The 17,099-nt window shown below is 63.2% G+C and carries 16 protein-coding genes; 7 read left to right on the top strand and 9 right to left on the bottom strand.

The window, feature by feature from the left end:
• Positions 1-294: 294 nt before the first annotated feature.
• Both RW095_RS21400 and RW095_RS21395 read left to right on the top strand, forming a co-directional pair.
• The gene (locus RW095_RS21400) at positions 295-420 is read left to right on the top strand and encodes a hypothetical protein (protein WP_317018193.1); all 126 of its coding nucleotides are present in this window, start codon (positions 295-297) and stop codon (positions 418-420) included.
• A 91-nt stretch (positions 421-511) separates the two neighbouring features.
• Positions 512-1,048 (top strand): ankyrin repeat domain-containing protein, encoded by a 537-nt coding sequence (locus RW095_RS21395; RefSeq protein ID WP_317018191.1) that lies wholly within the window; start codon positions 512-514, stop codon positions 1,046-1,048.
• 93 nt (positions 1,049-1,141) lie between these two features.
• Here the strand turns inward: RW095_RS21395 and RW095_RS21390 are convergent, their stop codons facing one another.
• The 4 genes from RW095_RS21390 to RW095_RS21375 all read right to left on the bottom strand — a co-directional run bounded on the left by RW095_RS21390 (position 1,142) and on the right by RW095_RS21375 (position 5,226).
• Positions 1,142-1,843 carry an HAD family hydrolase gene (locus tag RW095_RS21390; RefSeq protein WP_317018189.1) on the bottom strand — a complete coding sequence of 234 codons (702 nt, stop codon included), beginning with the start codon at positions 1,841-1,843 and terminating at the stop codon, positions 1,142-1,144.
• 49 nt (positions 1,844-1,892) lie between these two features.
• A complete protein-coding gene (gnd, locus tag RW095_RS21385) occupies positions 1,893-2,930 on the bottom strand; it encodes a phosphogluconate dehydrogenase (NAD(+)-dependent, decarboxylating) (protein ID WP_317018188.1) in 1,038 nt (345 codons plus the stop codon).
• 268 nt (positions 2,931-3,198) lie between these two features.
• Complete coding sequence (locus RW095_RS21380) at positions 3,199-4,542, bottom strand: sugar efflux transporter (protein WP_317018186.1); 1,344 nt, start codon at positions 4,540-4,542, stop codon at positions 3,199-3,201.
• Positions 4,543-4,725: 183 nt separating this feature from the next.
• On the bottom strand, positions 4,726-5,226 hold the full coding sequence (locus RW095_RS21375) for a hypothetical protein (RefSeq protein ID WP_317018185.1): 501 nt from the start codon (positions 5,224-5,226) through the stop codon (positions 4,726-4,728).
• A gap of 325 nt (positions 5,227-5,551) precedes the next feature.
• Between RW095_RS21375 and RW095_RS21370 the strand changes: the two genes are divergently transcribed.
• The 3 genes from RW095_RS21370 (at position 5,552) to RW095_RS21360 (ending at position 7,411) form a co-directional block, all read left to right on the top strand.
• A complete protein-coding gene (locus RW095_RS21370) occupies positions 5,552-5,872 on the top strand; it encodes a thioredoxin family protein (RefSeq protein WP_128596873.1) in 321 nt (106 codons plus the stop codon).
• A 22-nt stretch (positions 5,873-5,894) separates the two neighbouring features.
• Complete coding sequence (locus RW095_RS21365; protein ID WP_317018182.1) at positions 5,895-6,314, top strand: secondary thiamine-phosphate synthase enzyme YjbQ; 420 nt, start codon at positions 5,895-5,897, stop codon at positions 6,312-6,314.
• A 77-nt stretch (positions 6,315-6,391) separates the two neighbouring features.
• Complete coding sequence (locus tag RW095_RS21360; RefSeq protein WP_317018181.1) at positions 6,392-7,411, top strand: class I fructose-bisphosphate aldolase; 1,020 nt, start codon at positions 6,392-6,394, stop codon at positions 7,409-7,411.
• Positions 7,412-7,498: 87 nt separating this feature from the next.
• Here RW095_RS21360 and RW095_RS21355 read toward each other — a convergent pair whose 3' ends face one another.
• Together RW095_RS21355 and RW095_RS21350 are read right to left on the bottom strand one after the other, a co-directional pair.
• Positions 7,499-7,792 carry a hypothetical protein gene (locus tag RW095_RS21355; RefSeq protein WP_317018179.1) on the bottom strand — a complete coding sequence of 98 codons (294 nt, stop codon included), beginning with the start codon at positions 7,790-7,792 and terminating at the stop codon, positions 7,499-7,501.
• Positions 7,793-7,908: 116 nt separating this feature from the next.
• Positions 7,909-10,062: a hybrid sensor histidine kinase/response regulator gene (locus tag RW095_RS21350; protein WP_317019924.1), complete on the bottom strand. Its 2,154-nt coding sequence runs from the start codon at positions 10,060-10,062 to the stop codon at positions 7,909-7,911.
• A gap of 288 nt (positions 10,063-10,350) precedes the next feature.
• Between RW095_RS21350 and RW095_RS21345 the strand changes: the two genes are divergently transcribed.
• Complete coding sequence (locus tag RW095_RS21345; RefSeq protein WP_317018178.1) at positions 10,351-11,961, top strand: FAD-dependent oxidoreductase; 1,611 nt, start codon at positions 10,351-10,353, stop codon at positions 11,959-11,961.
• A gap of 136 nt (positions 11,962-12,097) precedes the next feature.
• Positions 12,098-12,268, top strand: a complete 171-nt coding sequence (locus RW095_RS21340; RefSeq protein ID WP_317018176.1) for a hypothetical protein — start codon at positions 12,098-12,100, stop codon at positions 12,266-12,268.
• 71 nt (positions 12,269-12,339) lie between these two features.
• Here the strand turns inward: RW095_RS21340 and RW095_RS21335 are convergent, their stop codons facing one another.
• From RW095_RS21335 to glgX, 3 genes are all read right to left on the bottom strand, one after another.
• Positions 12,340-14,385 (bottom strand): AI-2E family transporter, encoded by a 2,046-nt coding sequence (locus RW095_RS21335; protein ID WP_317018175.1) that lies wholly within the window; start codon positions 14,383-14,385, stop codon positions 12,340-12,342.
• Between the two features lie 51 nt (positions 14,386-14,436).
• Complete coding sequence (locus RW095_RS21330) at positions 14,437-14,616, bottom strand: DUF2934 domain-containing protein (RefSeq protein ID WP_128591973.1); 180 nt, start codon at positions 14,614-14,616, stop codon at positions 14,437-14,439.
• Between the two features lie 108 nt (positions 14,617-14,724).
• Positions 14,725-16,941, bottom strand: a complete 2,217-nt coding sequence (glgX, locus tag RW095_RS21325) for a glycogen debranching protein GlgX (RefSeq protein ID WP_317018173.1) — start codon at positions 16,939-16,941, stop codon at positions 14,725-14,727.
• Between the last annotated feature and the right edge of the window lie 158 nt (positions 16,942-17,099).

Genomic DNA, 17,099 nt, shown 5'->3' with positions numbered 1-17,099 from the left:
TGCGTTTGACATGACAGCCGCGTGTGCGTGGAGCGTTACATGGAGGATAGTTCGCCGTTGCGCGCCGGTCGTCAGCGGTGTGACCGGATACACGTACCATCGTTCGGGACACTCGGCGAAAAGCTTGATGCTGCTCAAGACCCACCCTCGCCGCGCGTCGCGCTGCAAGTCTTACGCCAGCCTTGCTGCACGCATTGAGCGAAACGCTTAAGCTGTGGATCGCGACTATGAGATCTCGTCGTACTCGTCACACTGCAGTGTTCATCTCCTGGTAGTTAACCATACACATTGATCATGCCGACACCCAACCGTTTGAAAGCGCCGCTCGTTCTTCTTGTCACGCTCGTGCTGCTGTGCGCGGGCGTGGCCGTTCTGGTTGGCGTGTTCGGGTTGCTGGTAAAACTTTTCGCCGCTGTTTAGCAACGCGCGGTGCACGCGGCGGCTGCACGATCTGTGTATGCTGCCGGTGTTTATGCGTCGAGGCGCACGGCTTTATTGCAAGGAGATTTCAATGACTAACCCAGCCGACCCGTCCCCTCCTTCCATGCAACCCATCGACCCGCAGCTGCTCGAAGTCGCGCAGCAGGTGTTCGATCTTGCGCGTGCTGGCGACGCCGCCATGCTCGCAGCGGTGATCGAAAAAGGCGTGCCGCCGAATCTGCGCAACGACAAGGGCGACAGTCTGCTGATGCTCGCAAGCTATCACGGACACGTGGATGCCGTGCGCACGCTGCTCGAACGCGGCGCGGACCCGAACCTGCGCAACAATAACGGGCAGACACCTCTTGCAGGCGCGGCCTTCAAGGGCTTCGACGCTGTGGTCGAAACCTTGCTCGCGCACGGGGCCGATGTGGAAGGCGCGTCGCCCGACGGACGCACTGCGCTGATGGTGGCCGCAATGTTCAACCGCACGGCGATCATGGACCTGCTGATCGCGCACGGAGCAAATCGCAATGCACGCGACGCCAGCGGAACTAGCGCGCTCGATGCGGCCGGCAAAATGGGCGCCGCCGATGCGCAAGCCAGGTTGAAAGCGCAAGACTCGTGACGCGCGCGATCCTGTGATCAGCGGCGCATCCCGGCATGCTCAGTGAGCAGACCGCAATGGCTGTCCGGTAGATGCGCAGCGCATTCGCAACGCCTAAGGCTTCCCGGCCAACAGCGTTTCCACATCCAGTTGCGCGAGATCGCCAATCCGCTCGATGCTCACGTCCGCGGGCGGATTGCTCGATATCTCCTTGGGGTCTAAAGCGTAATGACCCTGACGCGGAAATACCGTGGTCAACCTGCTGCCCCAAACTTTCTTCATTGCCGTGAGAATCCGCAACTTGTCGTCGACCATCACGTAGTGGCGCGCCGGGTAGCATTCCATTACCTGGTCGAGCATGAGCTCTTTGTGGATGTAGATCAGCACGCGGCCCTCGACCTCTTCCCACAAGCCCGAACGCGCGATCTTGCGCGGCTGGAACACAACGTCGCCATCCGACAGAATCACCGTGGGCCCGCGTTTCGCGACGTGCTGCAAGGCATCCAGCGCGCCTGGATAGAGCCGGTTCGCAAACGGATAGTCGATCAGGAACGACGACATCAGCAGGAGGCGCGTGTCCCGTGGATGCTCGGTGCGGTAACGCTGCAGCGCGCCGAGATAATCCGCGTAGCCGAGCTCGCCGCGCAATTGCTCGAAGATCTCCCAATAACGGGTACTGTTCTCAGTCCCGAACTCGCGCATCATGTGGGCGCGCAAATCCGATAGCACGTGATCGTTGTCGAGCAACGTGTTGTCGCAGTCGAACAGGAAAACAACGTCGTGCGGCGTGGTTTCAGTGGATCGTGTGGCTTGCATGTGCGGCTCCATGAGATCGGCTGTGCTGTGAGCCGGAGGGTCGGGACAATCAGCCCTGCTGGCTGCCCGACGGCGCAGCCGGTTTTTCAGCGTGACCGCCGAAGTCATGGCGCATTGCCGACAACACGCGGTTTGCGAAGTCCGCTTCGCCGCGCGAATTGAAACGGCCGAAGAGCGCCGCGCTCAGCACCGGCGCGGGCACGCCCTCGTCGACGGCCGCCGCCATCGTCCAGCGCCCTTCGCCCGAGTCGGATACGCGTCCTGCGTAGTTCCTCAGATCGGCGTCGCCGACGAGCGAGCCGGCGATCAGGTCGAGCAGCCACGAGCCGATCACGCTGCCGCGCCGCCACACTTCGGCGATATCCGCCAGGTTCAGATCGTACTGATAAAGCTCCGGACGACGCAGCGGCGAAGTCTCGGCATCCGCTTCGCGCGCATGCTTGCCGGCGTCGGCATGACGCAGGATATTCAGGCCCTCGGCGTAGGCGGCCATCAAGCCGTATTCAATGCCGTTATGAACCATCTTGACGAAGTGCCCCGCGCCTATCGGGCCGCAATGCAGGAAGCCCTGCTCGGCCGTGCTGCTGCCCTCGGGGCGTCCTGGCGTGGCGGGCGCTGCCGCTGCGCCTGGCGCAAGCGTCGAGAAAATCGGCTCGAGCCGTTGAACGACCTCCGCCTCGCCGCCGATCATCAGGCAGTAGCCGCGCTCGCGCCCGGCGACGCCGCCACTCGTGCCGACGTCCACATAGTGAAGCTTGCGCTCGGCCAACTGGGCGCCCCGGCGGATGTCGTCGTGGTAATAGGAATTGCCGCCGTCGATGACGATGTCGCCCGGTTCCAGCAACGGCAGGAGTTTGTCGAGCGTGCCGTCTACCACGGCGGCGGGTACCATCAGCCACACCGCTCGCGGCTTATCGAGTTTCGCCACGAGGTCTTCGAGCGACGCTGCGCCCATCACGCCTTCCTGCCCGAGCCGCTCGACGGCAGCGGGCTGTACGTCGTAGGCGATGCATTGTTGACCGCCCTTTGTCAGGCGCCGCACCATGTCGGCGCCCATCCGTCCCAATCCAATCATGCCTAGCTGCATTTCACCGCTCCCGAAAGTGCTTCGTGACGCTGCCTGGTTCAGTTAGATGTTCATGCTGCGATTGCTGCGATTGCTGTGAGTTCAGGCGATGCTGCGCTGGTTGCTTCGGCCGCGTTGACTGCGTTAACCGCTTAGCTGCTTTGGCGACAGCAACCGCGTCGTTCGTAAGAACGATACGCCTCATTGCAGAGGTTTTGTGCGGCGTAAAGTTCCTCTCGTTCAGCGAGATGCAAGCTTCGGCTGCGCGTGCGATGCATGCCACCGCAGATCAAGGCTCGCGACCGCCGCGCAGCGAGCGCTCCGATTGAAGCTTGCCGTATTGCGTACGAGCGAAACGCCGCACCGCTCGCCACATGATCGGATAGCGATAGCCGGGCACGGCAAACAACACGAGCGCGCACAGCGCCAGCAAGCCGCAGAAAAGGAAGGTTCCTCGATAGCTGAAAGCCTGCACCAGCAAACCGGACAACACGCCCGACAGAATCGAGCCGACCCGCGCCGCGTTGAAGAAAAGCGCCGTGGCGCGCCCCGGCGAATGCGGCATCAGATCCTGCACGTAGGTCATGCCGAGGCAGGAAGTCACGGCCACCACGAACGCGTTGAGAATCTGCATCGGTATCAGCACATGCACGTTTCCAGCGAGCGACATTGCGACGAAATACATAGCGTGAACCGCCGCGCATGCAGCCAGCCAGTTCGGCTTGTGCAAGCTGGAAGACTTCGCGCCGAGCGCGAGCATCATTGGAATTTCGGTCAGTGCGCCGAGGCCGAGCATCACCGACACGTCCAGATGCGTGCCGCTCAGACCATGCACGATGTAAAGCGGCAAGACGATCATCGTGGCGTTCGCGGCGAGCCCGAGCAAGGCCAGCGCCGCGACCGCGCGGCCGATATCGTTCGCCGATGCAACGCCCGGCAAGTCCTCGTGCGCGTCTTCGCCCGGCTCGATCAACGGCGGTACCGTGATCGACGCCGACGGCTCGGAGGCCGTGTCCTGAACCGTGTGATCGCCGAGATGCCCTTGCGGCTCGCGCATGCGCCAGACAATGGCGGCGCACGCGGCGAAGCTCGCCGCGGCGAACAGAAAGAGCCCGTAGAAACTCGTTGCCGCCAGCACCAGCGCGCCCACCGACGGCCCGAACACCCACGCCGCCGAGAGGATCGTGCGCAGCGTCGCGCTCGCAAACACGCGCTCGGCCGCGTCGGGTACTGGCAGCGCGGCGCGGCTGAACGAGAAAATCATCGAGATGGCCGAACCGCCGGCCCCTATGAAGACGATGCCGACGACGAGCAACAGCCGGTAATCGCGCACCACGCATAAACACAGGTAGCCGAGGGCGGCGAGCACCAGCGCCGCCAGCAGCAAAGGCCGATGCCGGCCGCTCGCGTCGCTCCAGCGGCCGGCGAAGGTGCTCGCAAGGACGCCGCTTGCCGCAATCAGCGTCATGAACACGCCGAGCCGGAACGGCGTCATACCGGCGCGCTCGACACCGAAGAGCGACAGATACGGAGCGGTGAACGACATGGCGACGCCCAGCATCAGCGTGGCGGCGGCGAGCGGCTTGAAGCCGGGGATGTGCAGCAGGCCAAAAAAACGTGAGGTTTTCAACACGGGCGGCTGTGGGCTCAGAGCAAGCAAGCCTGCAAGGCGCGGCGCGCGCGGCGGGCTTCGTGGCGGGAATGACGGGGCATTATCGGCCGCGCGTGAGGGCGCGTAAAGGCGCGGGGATGCATCCCAAATTCATGGCGGCGGGCGATATGCCGGATAGCGAGCGGACCGGACCGGCCAAGCACGCTACTTGCCGTCGTTCGCGCGCATCTGCTGCGCGAGCGCCTTGTAGTCATACGTCGGATAGAACTCGGTGCGATAGCCGCCCCACGCGGTCGTCTCAATCGCGCGATTGACCTCGCGCAACCGGCTCGCGGGCACACGCAGTGTGACCACCTGACCGATGCCCATCATCACGTACCACGACACCACTTCTATACCGGGCGGCGGGAAAGCCTTGAAGAAACCCTGTGCGCGCAATTGCTCGTTGATCTTCGGCAGCGGCCTGGATTCGTCGTGGCGCAAAAAGATCGTGAGCAGGAAAGTGTCGTCGGGCGCGTTGGCGGCGCGCGCGGCGGGGACCGCAGCCGGCGCCTCCTGCGACGCGGCCGAAGGCGCAGAAGTCACATCGGCGCTGTAGCCTGGCAGCGCGGCGCCGAGCGAGCATGCGAGCATCGCACATTTCACGCCGCGGCGTAGCCTTGCAGGGAGTCCGACGGACCGCTTGACGATCAATGCTGATGGCATGACATGCCTCCATGACGGTTGAACCTGCGCGTCCACGCGTTGGCGCTTCGTCTTACCGGCCATATGCGTGGTATTCGAGGCTCAGGTGCTAGCAATATCTACTCCCGCAGGCGCCCGCGCTGGCTCATGGTACGACATAGCCTCGCTTTTCGAGCGCGCGCCCAGCGTGTGCGTTCGTGTCGAATGCCCGCCCCGCCAACTCTCGAACCAATAGCTGGTACTCTTATCAAACCAGAGTGCGGCGCGTGTCCGCGGCAGCGGGCGCGCCTTTCCAACCCGCCTTTCCAACCCCAGAGCGCATATCTGAACCCGCAGCGGAGCATGCATGGCAATCCGGACACCCTATTCGATCAAAGCACCTTCAAGAGCCGATATCGACGCGCTGCCAGGCGCCACCGTCATCGAATTCGGCACGGACTGGTGTGGCTACTGCCAGGGTGCGCAGCCGTCGATTGCAAAGGCTTTTGAAGCGCATGCCGGTGTCAGGCACCTGAAGATCGAGGACGGTCCCGGCCGGCCGTTAGGCCGCTCGTTCAAGGTCAAGCTATGGCCCACGCTGATTTTCATGCGCGACGGCGCGGAAGTGGCGCGCGTCGTTCGCCCTGGAAGCGTGGAACAGATCGCCGACGCATTCGCGTCGCTCTGAACCGGAGTCGAGCGCTTCCATCATGCGACAGGCCATCCACCATCTGAGCGTCAAGGCGCCCTCTCGCGGACTCGTCGAATTCACCGACGAAGCGCACCGCTTCGTCGCGGCGCAGGACATCGACACCGGACTGCTGACTCTCTTTTGCCGTCATACGTCGGCGTCACTGCTGATTCAGGAGAATGCCGACCCGTCGGTGCAGCGAGATCTCGAGCGCTACTTCGCGAACCTCGCACCCGAAGACAAGCAACGCTACGAGCACGACGCCGAAGGGCCCGACGACATGCCCGCGCATTTGCGCACCGCGTTGACGCAAGTGCAATTGAGCGTACCGGTCGAGCATGGGCAGATGGTGCTCGGCACATGGCAAGGCCTGTATCTGTTCGAGCATCGACGTCATACGCAGCATCGCGACATCGTGCTGCATCTGATCGGCGAATAACGCAGGTAGTGCAGCGGCCGCCAATGCGCCGCGGCCGCAGTTTTCCTTCCGCAACCGGAACAAAGGGAGCACATCTCATGGACACCCGTAGCGAACTGCAAGCCACCGTCGACGCAATGGTTCAGCCCGGCAAGGGCCTGCTCGCCGCCGACGAAAGCGGCCCCACCATCGCGAAACGCTTCAAGACGATCGGCCTCGACTCCACCGAGGAAAACCGCCGTGCGTATCGCAATCTGCTGCTCACCACGCCGGGCCTCGGCGAATTTGTGAGCGGCGTGATTCTCTACGAGGAGACGCTCGGCCAGAAAGCTGACAACGGCACGCCGTTCCCAGAAGTCGCAGCGAAGAACGGGATCGTGCCGGGCATCAAGGTGGACCTCGGCAAGGTTGCGCTTGCTCATGCTCCGGGCGATGAAATCACCGAAGGGCTCGACGGCCTTGCGCGCCGCTTCGTCGATTACAAACAGCAAGGCGCGCGCTTTGCAAAGTGGCGCGCGGTCTACAACATCGCGGCCAACCTGCCGAGCCGTCTCGCGATAGAAGCGAATGCCGACTCGCTTGCGCGCTACGCTGCGATCGCGCAGGAAGCGGGCATCGTGCCGATCGTCGAACCGGAAGTGCTGATGGACGGCGACCACACGATCGAGCGCAGTGCCGAAGTGACCGAGGCGGTCTTGCACGAGGTGTTCGTCGCGCTGCAACGGCATCGCGTGGTGCTCGAACACATGCTGTTGAAGCCGAGCATGGTGCTTGCCGGTTCGGAGAGCGCGCGGCAATCGTCCACTGCGGATATCGCTGCTTACACGGTACGGATTCTGAAACGCACCGTGCCCTCGGCCGTGCCGGGCATTGTGTTTTTATCCGGCGGACAATCGCCCGAGGAAGCGACCGCGAACCTCGACGCCATGAATCGCCTCGGGCCGCTGCCGTGGAATCTGAGCTTCTCGTATGGACGTGCGTTGCAGGAGCCGCCGTTGCAAGCCTGGAAAGGCGCGGCGAGCAACGTCGGCGAAGCGCAGCAGGCGCTTCTGAAACGCGCGCGTCTGAATAGCGCCGCGGCGCTCGGCAAGTACGACGCGGCGCAGGAAAAGAGCTAGTCAGCCAAGCCGCGCCGGTAAAGCAGGCGATTCACGAGGCGCCCGTAGCGCATTCGCGCCGCAGGCCCTCACTCAGGACACGTCGGGTTATTGCCCCTTCGTGTCGCTACTTGCGTTCGCGCCCGGCATGTTGGTGGTGTCGGTTGCGGGCTTCGTGGTCTTCGACTTCGACGAGTGCTTCTTCGACTTCGAATGCGACATTGCGCCCGATGTCGCGTCACCACCCTCGCGCGTGGAGGTATTCGCGCCGCCGGTCGCGCTCGGGTCGTTGCCGGCCGGGCCGCCGCCCGCCCCGCCACCCGAGCCGCCCGCGCCCTGTGCCATGGCAAGCGAGGAAGCCGTGAGCAGTGTGGAAATAAGCAGTGCCTTCTTGATCTTCATGACTGTTCTCCTGTCGGAATGGAAGCGAGATAGAAGCGGATCGCGCACGCAGGCGTGCCACGTGCGCTTGCCTCGTCAGGAGTTCAGCAAGGGCTGTGCCTCAAGATTGCAACGCATTACGGTTCGCAAGCCACGAGCGCGTGCAGTTCCTCGATGTTGAAGGGTTTCGCCAGTATCGCCACGCCGAGGCGGCGCGCGCGTTCGAGTTCGTCCGCGTAGCCCGTCATCAAAGCGATCTTCTGCGAGGGCCATGCGCTGCGCACTCTTTCGGCAAGGTCGATGCCGTTCAGCTTGCCCGGCATCTGGATGTCCGACAGCACGAGTTCGAAGCGCTCGCCGCCGGTGAGTACGTCGAACGCCTGATCGGCGGTGGGCTCGTGACGCACTGCGCAGCCGAACGTTTCCAGCACAGCCGCGACGCCCGCCGCGACGTCTTCGTTGTCTTCCACGAGGAGCACCATGCCCGCGTGCCGCAGTGCTGGCTGCTCCACCACTTCTTCGTTCACGACGCGCGTCTGACGGCGTTCGCGATAGCGCGGCAGATACATCCGCACCGTCGTGCCGCTGCCGGGCACGCTGTCGATCTTCGCGGTGCCGCCCGCCTGTTCGCACATCGACAGAACCTGCGCCAAGCCGAGGCCTGCGCCCGAGCCGCTGAGCTTGGTCGTGAAGAGCGCCTCGAACGCGCGCCGCGCGACCGATTCGGGCATACCTTCGCCGTCGTCGGAACACGCGATCAGCACGTATTCGCCATCGGGCAGCAAGGTATCGCTGCCGACCAGCCGGTTGTTCTGGCAACGAATCACGAAGCGTCCGCCGCGCGGCATCGCATCGCGTGCATTCACCGCCAGGTTCATGATCGCAAGCTCGAGGTCGGTCGGATCCGCGAGCACATCCCATACATCGTCCACGATGCTCTGCGCCAGTTCGATCTGATCGCCGAGCGCCGCCTCGATGAGCGGCGCCGCGCCCGGCATCCACTTCTTCAGGTGGATCGGCTCCTGTTTCAGCGGCTGCTTCTTTGCGACGCTCAACAGCCGCCGCGTCAGCGATTCGGCCGTGGCGGTGGCGCGCTGTACCGCCGTCATTTCCTTTTCGAGGTTGTTGAACCGCTTCAGACGGGCAAGCTCGATATTCGCGGAGACAACCATCAACAGATTGTTGAAGTCGTGCGCGACGTTGGCGACCAGATTGCCGAGCGCGCCCATGCGCTGCAATTGCCGGCTCGAAGCTTCCGCCGAAAGCCGCATCGCAACCTCGCCCTGCCAGCGTTCCCACGCGACGCGCTCGCCGTCGAGTTGACGCAGCGAGTAAAGCACCAGGATCCAGATCGCGACACAAGGCACGGCGGTCAACGCGGCGATCACAAGGAAGTGCTCGCGCCACGCGTCGACGATCGCGCCTGTTGCATAGGCGCTCGACACATACAGCGGATAGTCGCCGACCCGGCGAAACGCGACGAGCCGCGCATCGCCGTCTTCCGCTGATTTGACACGTACGTGGCCGGACAACTGTTTGTCACGCAACGCGGAGGCAAACGCGTCGGACGCACTATCCGTCACTCCTGCCGGCGACGGCGGATAGCGCACCAGCGGATTGCCGTCCTGGCGATAAAGGGCCAACGCGAGCGACGAGTCGCCATTGATCAGCTCGCGATAGAAGCGCGAGAAGTACTCGTTGCGCAACGCGACCGACACGACGCCGAGGAAATTGCCGTCGTTATCGGTGCGCGCAATCGTCGTGTTGAACACGTCCGTTTGCGATAGAGGGCCGAACATCGGCAACGAAAAGTATGGATGCGGGCGCATCGCTCGCGCGGAGACGAAGTCTTCGCGATGACCGATCGAGATGCCGGTTGCGGGATACGCGCGGCTCGACACGAGCAGATCGCCGTTCACACCTATCAGGTTGATGGACGCCACTTGCGGAAAGTCCCCGCCGATTTCGCGCAGGCTCTTGTGTAACTGCGCGTCACGCGCGCGAAGCTGCGTATCGTCTTCGTTGCCGATCAGCTCGACGATGCGCGCAGCCATCTGCTGATTCAGGTCGAGCACCTTGACGGCCTGCTCCTCGGTTACGCGTACAAGCCGGTCGATTATGTCGTTCGAATCGGCTATGCGCCGCTGGTAATCGAAATAGCCGTAGCCGGCGAGGCATGCAAGGGGAAAGAGAATCGAAACGGCAAGCACGACGAGTAGCACACGCCGCGTCGCCGCAAAATTGCGCGACGGCATAGGGACATCAACTGCAACTCGCTCCGCACGCTGCACGGCCAACATCTCCACAAAAGTCATGAGAAGTCACGTAATTCGTCGCACGTATCGTGCCTCGTGATCGTGCGCTATTTCCGTAAAAGGAATCTAGCGTACTTTTCGGCCATTCACATAGCGAGACGTGAACAAACGAGAATGTTTTTGCATGACCCCGCCTACAGCCGGCTCCGGGCACGACGATTGCTGTTCCAGATAGCTTTAGGCTTTTTCTCTTTCCGCCCCCGCGGCCTCGGCGCGCGATCCTACCGCCCGGAGCCGCATCTGGCAACGCCTCGAGGAGCCCGCATGCCCACGACTGCACGACACGTCGCCCAGCTTTCGCAGTTACGCGAGGACCGGGCACAACGCGTCGTCGTGGACGACGAAAAGATCCTGTTGGTCCGCGACGGCGACACCGTGCGCGCGTATTCCGCCGACTGTCCGCACGCGGGCGGACCGCTCGCGCAAGGCGCGCTGTGCCGCGGCCGGATCGTTTGTCCCTGGCATAAGGGCACGTTCGACGCGTCCACCGGCCAGGTGCTGGAGCCGCCGCCGCTCGTGCCGCTCGAACGCTACGCGGTGATCGTCGACGGCGATGACGTGCTGGTCACGCCGGACGAACTGCCGAACGAAACAGAGCTTGCCCGCACACAGGAGCCGCACTTCGCGGTGATCGGCGCGGGCGCGGCCGGCGCTGCGGCTTGCGCTGCGCTACGCGAGTCTGGCTTTAGCGGGCGCATCACGCTGATCGGCGACGAACCGCACGCGCCGTATGACCGCACGTCGCTGAGCAAGTTTGTCCCTTCCGCGGGAATGGCCCCCGCCGATGTGCCGCCGCTTCTCGCTCACGACTGGTTCGAGCAGCACGGCGTGGAGCGGATCGTCGCGAAGGTAGTGCGCCTAGATGTGCCCAAGCGCACCGTTCATCTGGAACCCGGTGGCGCATTGACTTACGACACCGCGCTGCTCGCCACCGGCAGCGTGCCGAAAGTCCCTTCTATTCCAGGCTGCGAGCTTGGCGGCGTGTATGTGCTGCGCAATCTCGACGACGCCTCGGCAATCGTCGACGCGCTTGGCGACGGGCCGACCGACGAACTCGCAATCGACGCCGCCTCTGCCGCCACCACCACCTCCAGGCAGGTAGCGATTCTCGGCGGCAGTTTCATCGGACTCGAAACCGCCGCCGCGCTGCGCAAACGCGGTGTCGAAGTCACCGTTATTTCGCCGGACAAGGTGCCTTTCGCGAAGCAGTTCGGTGAACGCGTGGGCGCAATGTTCCGCGCGCTGCACGAAAGCAATGGCGTGCGGTTTCATCTGGAAGCGAAAGTCGCTTCGCTCGAAGGCGAAGAAGGCAGCGTGCATGAAGTAATACTGGAAAGCGGCGAGCATATCGCCGCCGACGTCGTGCTGTTAGGTACGGGCGTTACCCCCGCGACTGGCTTCATCGAAGGATTGCCGCTGCAAAAAGACGGCGGCGTGATCGTGAATGCAGGCATGCAGGCCGCGCCCGGTCTCTACGCCGCCGGCGACATCGCGGTCTTTCCGCTGCGTGAGAACGAGGAGCCGCTGCGAATCGAACATTGGCGGGTTGCGCAACAGCACGCGCGCATCGCCGCGCAAAACATGTGCGGCGCACGCAACCGCTATAGCGGCGTGCCGTTTTTCTGGACCTATCACTTCGGCAAGACGTTTGAATATCTCGGCCACGCAGGCGACTGGGACGAACTCGTGGTCGACGGCGATCTCGATAGTTACGAGTTCGCTGCGCTATACGTGAAGGACGACGAGGTTCAAGCCGTGCTCGCGTGCGAACGCGACGCGCAGACCGCGCACCTGATCGACGCTATGCGTCAAGGTCCGCTCGCGCGCGCCGACGCATTGCGGATCGTCGGGCGCGAGTCGTGCGGGGAAGCCTGACGCAATCCGATGTTTAGCTCATGGAGCGCTCACCTTTCATGCAACTCTACATGCCGATGTAAAAAGCACCCCAAGTAGGCCGCGCGAACAGCGTGGCCGTCCGCCCACCACATTTATCAGCCAAAGGAGAAACGTCATGGCAGAACCCAAGGAGCAGCATCCGAACGCCGACAAGACCGAGAAGCAGATCGACAAGGAAGTCGAGGACACGTTTCCGGCGAGCGACCCGCCCTCTACCGGCGGCACAACGAAAATCGTGACCGACGACGAAGGCAAGTCCTCGGAAGGCGGCGCCACAGGCAAGTAAGCACTGCTGCAACGAACATCGCCCGACGCGCAAGCGCCGGGCGTTTTTTTGCCTGTTTTTCCAGCGCTTTTCTAGGCGTTGGCCACCGCGAGCGATTCGCCGCTTGTCGTGCTGGCGCACATGCGGCAGGCGGCCAGCATCTCCTGCAACGAAGTGACATAGCATTCCGCGCCCATTGCGTTTTGCAGATCGACGCTCCACTTCTCGATATCCTCGCGCGCCCACAATCCAACGATAATCGACGCCTTCGGCAAACGCGTGCGGATGCGCCGCACCATGTAGCGCAAATGCGAGGGAATGCCGTCGATCCGCAAATAGACGATGCAAACGATGCCCACGTCGTCGGCATTCAATTGCTCGATCATGGCGCGTGAAGCGGCCTCGTGCGGCAGCGAGCGTGCTGTGAAGCCGTGCCTGCCAAGCAGCTGCAACAGAATGGTCGTCGCCAGAGGATCGAGCGGGCCCCGTCCGGGAATGCACAAGACGCGCTGATTCGCGGCGCGCGGCGGGTCTTGCGCCCGCTCCAGCGCATCTTCGGCGGCTTGTTCCGCGCTATCGTCGCGCGGCCCTTGCGCGGCACCGCGCGAAACGTGATTCGCAAACAACGCATGCATGCCCGCCGATGCCGCCGGCGCAATGCGCGACGGCGCCACCGGGCCGATATCGGCGCTAGCGTCTTCCGCCATGAGCCGCGGCGGGTGCTCGTCCGGATAACTGTCGAGTCCATCGACCAGATCGTTGGTAGTGGACTCGATGCGCGCGAGCTGCGCCGCCGTGACGCTGCCGCGCACGACATCGTTGGCGGCGAGTTGCAGGCCCGGGATCGTCACCTCGTCGTAGTATGCCGACAGCGAACGCTCGCGCAGCAGCAACTCCGCTTGCGCGATCGCTTCGTCGGGATCGCCCGCTAGCGCACGTTGATAAAAATTTTCGACGGGCGTGAGCGCGGGCTGGTCGCCCAGCATCACGTCGAGAAATTCCAGACGCCTGATATGCCGGCCGAGCACGAGCAGGCAGAGCGTCAAAGGCGTCGACAGAATCAGCCCGATTGGCCCCCAGATCCAGCTCCAGAAGATCGCCGCCACGACCACCGAAAACGGCGAGAGTCCGGTACTGCGTCCATACAGCAGCGGCTCCACCACCTGGCCCACCAGCAACTCGACCGTCACGAAAAGCGCGATGGACCAGATCGCCATGTCCCATCCGGGACTCACCGCGGCGGCGAGCGCGGTGGCAAGCCCGCCTGCGATCCAGATGCCGACATACGGCACGAGCCGCAGCAACGCCGCGAGAATGCCCCACAAAATCGGACTCGGCACGCCGATAAAGAAAAGCCCCGCGCCGATCACGACACCGAGCCCTGCATTCAATCCAAGCTGCGAAACGAAGTAGCGGCTCAGGCGCCGCGCGGCTTCGTCCATTACCGTGGTGGTGCGATGCAGGTCGCGCGAGCCGAACAACCGGATCGCGCGGTCGCGAAGATCGTCGCGTTGCAAGAGGATCACGACCATCACGACGAACACGATGAACGCCGTCTCCAGCGGACTGATCGCCGGCGACAACACGCGTCGCGCGAGTTCCAGCGGCGTCGGCACCGGCTCGCGCACTTCGACGGGAACGGCGGCGGCGCGGCCATCGGGAGAAGACGCATCATGACGCGGCGCGGGCTGTGACGGTTCCACGGTGGCGCGTTGCAGCGCCTGGCCCGCGGCTTTGGCGAAACGATCGAGCTTGCCCACGGTCAGCGTATGCGCGGCTTCCATCTTTTGCTCGATGGTCGCCTGATAGCGCGGCATACCCGCCGCCAATTCTGTCAGTTGCATCGCGATCACCGCGCCGAGCACGCCGATCACCGACACCGAAATCACCACAGCGGCGAACACCGACGCGACATGGCCGAGCTTCAAACGGCCCAGCCACTTCACAAGCGGCGCGACAAGAAAGCTCAGCAGAATTGCGAGCGTCACCGGGATCAGCACCGCTCGCGCGAAGTACAGGCACGCCACGAGACCCGCGCCAACGCCCAACGCGATCAGCGCATCGAGACCGAACGCGGCAGGCGGAGCGTCGATGCGCGTGGGAGGGCTGCCGCGCGACGGATCGGGGAAGTCCTTCATGGCGATGCGTACCGCTTGCCGCTATCTGTTGTAGTGCTCCCTGGCATGTGCTTATTTCTTCGGCTCTTCTGCAATCGGCCCGCTTTCCACTGGCGGCGCTTCCTTTTCGATCTCGCTGCGGGCCTGTTCCCAGTATTCGTCGGGCGTGCCTTTCGGCTCCGACGCCTGCTCCCACAGGTAATAAGCGCGCATGCGAATCTGTTCCTCCTGAGAGGCCTGCTCCTGTTCCATTTGGTCACCTACAGTAAAGGTCAAGCGGATGCCGACATGGCGAAGGCCACGCGCAATCACTGAGTGAATACGCGCGGCCTTCAGGCAAACAGCAAGTGCTATTCCCGATCAGGAAGCAGGCGGGGCTTCGCTTTCATCGGAGGTGAGCTGCTCTTCCAGCCGGTCGAACACGCGTTGCGTCGCGCGACTCGGAGCCTCCAGCGCGAATAGCAGTAACGAGCGCGCCGTCACCTGATAGTCGTCGCCAGCGCTGAACTGGGGCAGTTCGGCGCGCACCGGCATGTTCGTGTCGAGCAGGCAAGTCCAGCGTTCGCCTTCGGCCACCTCGGGCAACGTGAAGTTGACGACGTCGTGGTGCGCGTTCAGCACCAGCAACAAGGTCGCGTCCGACGCGGGACGGCGAATGCCGCTCGCCTGCGCGCGGCCGTCGATCACGAGACCGAAGCAGCGCATCAGCGGATCGGCCCATTGCTCAGGCGTGAGATCGGTGCCGTCGGGCGAGAGCCAACGCGCGTCGGTCACGTCGAGCGCCTCGTTGTACTCGCCCGTGAGAAAGCGGCTGCGACGCAGCACCGGCAAGCGGTGACGCAGCGTCGTGAGGTTTCTCACGAACTCGGTCAGCGCGCGGCCGTCATCGTCGATACCTTCCCAGTCCACCCAACTGATCTCGTTGTCCTGGCAATATGCGTTGTTGTTGCCCTTCTGCGTGCGGCCGAACTCGTCGCCCGCGAGAACCATCGGCGTGCCTTGCGAAAGCAGCAACGTTGCCAGCAGATTGCGCTTTTGACGCTCACGTTGCTGACGAATCTCGATGTCGTCGGTTGGACCTTCGACGCCCATATTCCACGACTTGTTGTCCGAGTGCCCGTCCTTGTTGTCTTCGCCGTTCGCCTCGTTGTGCTTGTCGTTGTACGAGACGAGATCGTTCAGCGTGAAGCCGTCGTGAGCGGCGATGAAGTTCACGCTGGCCCACGGGCGCCGGCCGCGATGATTGAACTTGTCCCCTGAGCCGGTCAGACGCGCGGCGAGATCGGCAACCATGCCTTCGTCGCCCTTCCAGTAGGCGCGCACCGTGTCGCGAAAGCGGTCGTTCCATTCGGCCCAGCCAGGCGGAAAGCCACCCACCTGGTAGCCGCCGGGACCGCAATCCCACGGCTCCGCGACGAGCCGCACGCTGGAGAGAACCGGGTCTTGCCGGCAACTGTCGAGAAAGCCGCCGCCCTCGTCGAAGCCGTGCGGCTCGCGGCCGAGAATCGTCGCGAGGTCGAAGCGGAAGCCGTCGACCTTCATTTCCGTCACCCAGTAACGCAGGCTGTCGGTCACCATTTGCAGCACGCGAGGATGCGACAGATTCAGCGTGTTTCCGGTGCCCGTATCGTTGATGTAATAGCGCGGCTCGTCCGGCATCAGGCGGTAGTACGACGCGTTGTCGATGCCCTTGAACGAAAGCGTCGGCCCGCGTTCGTTGCCTTCGGCGGTGTGGTTGTACACCACGTCGAGAATGACTTCGAGGTTGGCGTTGTGAAAGCTGTCCACCATTCCCTTGAACTCGCTGACGGAATCCGTCGACGAAGCGAAGAAACGCGGGTCAGCCGCAAAAAAGCCGATGGTGTTGTAGCCCCAGTAGTTCGTGAGGCCCTTCTCGAGCAGATAGCTGTCGTTCACAAATGTCTGGATCGGCATCAGTTCGACCGACGTCACGCCGAGGCTCCTGATGTAGTCGATCACCGCTTTCTGTCCGAGTCCCGCGAAGGTGCCACGCAATTCCTCGGGCACTTCGGGATGACGCTTCGTGAAGCCGCGAACATGCGTTTCGTAGAAGATCACGCGGTCCCACGGCAGCGGATTGCGCTCCGGGTGCGACCATGAAAACGTGGCGTCCACGACCTTGCACTTCGGCACGAAAGGCGCGCTGTCGCGTTCGTCGAACGACAGGTCCCCTTCTTCCGAACCAAGCGTATAGCCGAAAATTTCGGGCGCCCATTTCAGGTCGCCGATATGCGCCTTCGCATAAGGGTCGAGCAGCAGCTTGTTCGGATTGAAGCGATGGCCCTTCTCGGGTTCATACGGACCATGCACGCGATAACCGTACACGGCGCCCGGTTTCAGATTCGGCACGAACACGTGCCAGACCTCGTCGGTGTATTCGGGCAGTTCAATGCGTTCAATTTCATGCTGACCGGTTTCATCGAACAGACATAGCTCGACTTTGGTCGCGTGCGCCGAAAACAGCGCGAAGTTCACACCGTTTCCATTCCATGTCGCGCCGAGCGGAAAAGGCGTGCCTTCCGCGATGCGCGTGGAGTAACTGGGCGGGGATGACATAGGGATTCCTGTGAGAAGCAAAAGCGCTTGCGCGCGGTTCCGGTGTAGGCGATATGAATAGCAGGCCCGCTCCTATAGCAATCCCCGGGCCCGGGCCTTGCGACCTTGGGCCGCCGCGGCACGCAATTTGCGGTAACGGGCTTGAAAGCTACTGGACG

Origin of the sequence: Paraburkholderia kirstenboschensis (genome assembly GCF_032806925.1) — a bacterium.
Classification (GTDB): Bacteria; Pseudomonadota; Gammaproteobacteria; order Burkholderiales; family Burkholderiaceae; genus Paraburkholderia; species Paraburkholderia kirstenboschensis.
Note: the sequence above shows the minus strand (reverse complement) of the source record. Positions and strands in the feature narration are given on the sequence as shown.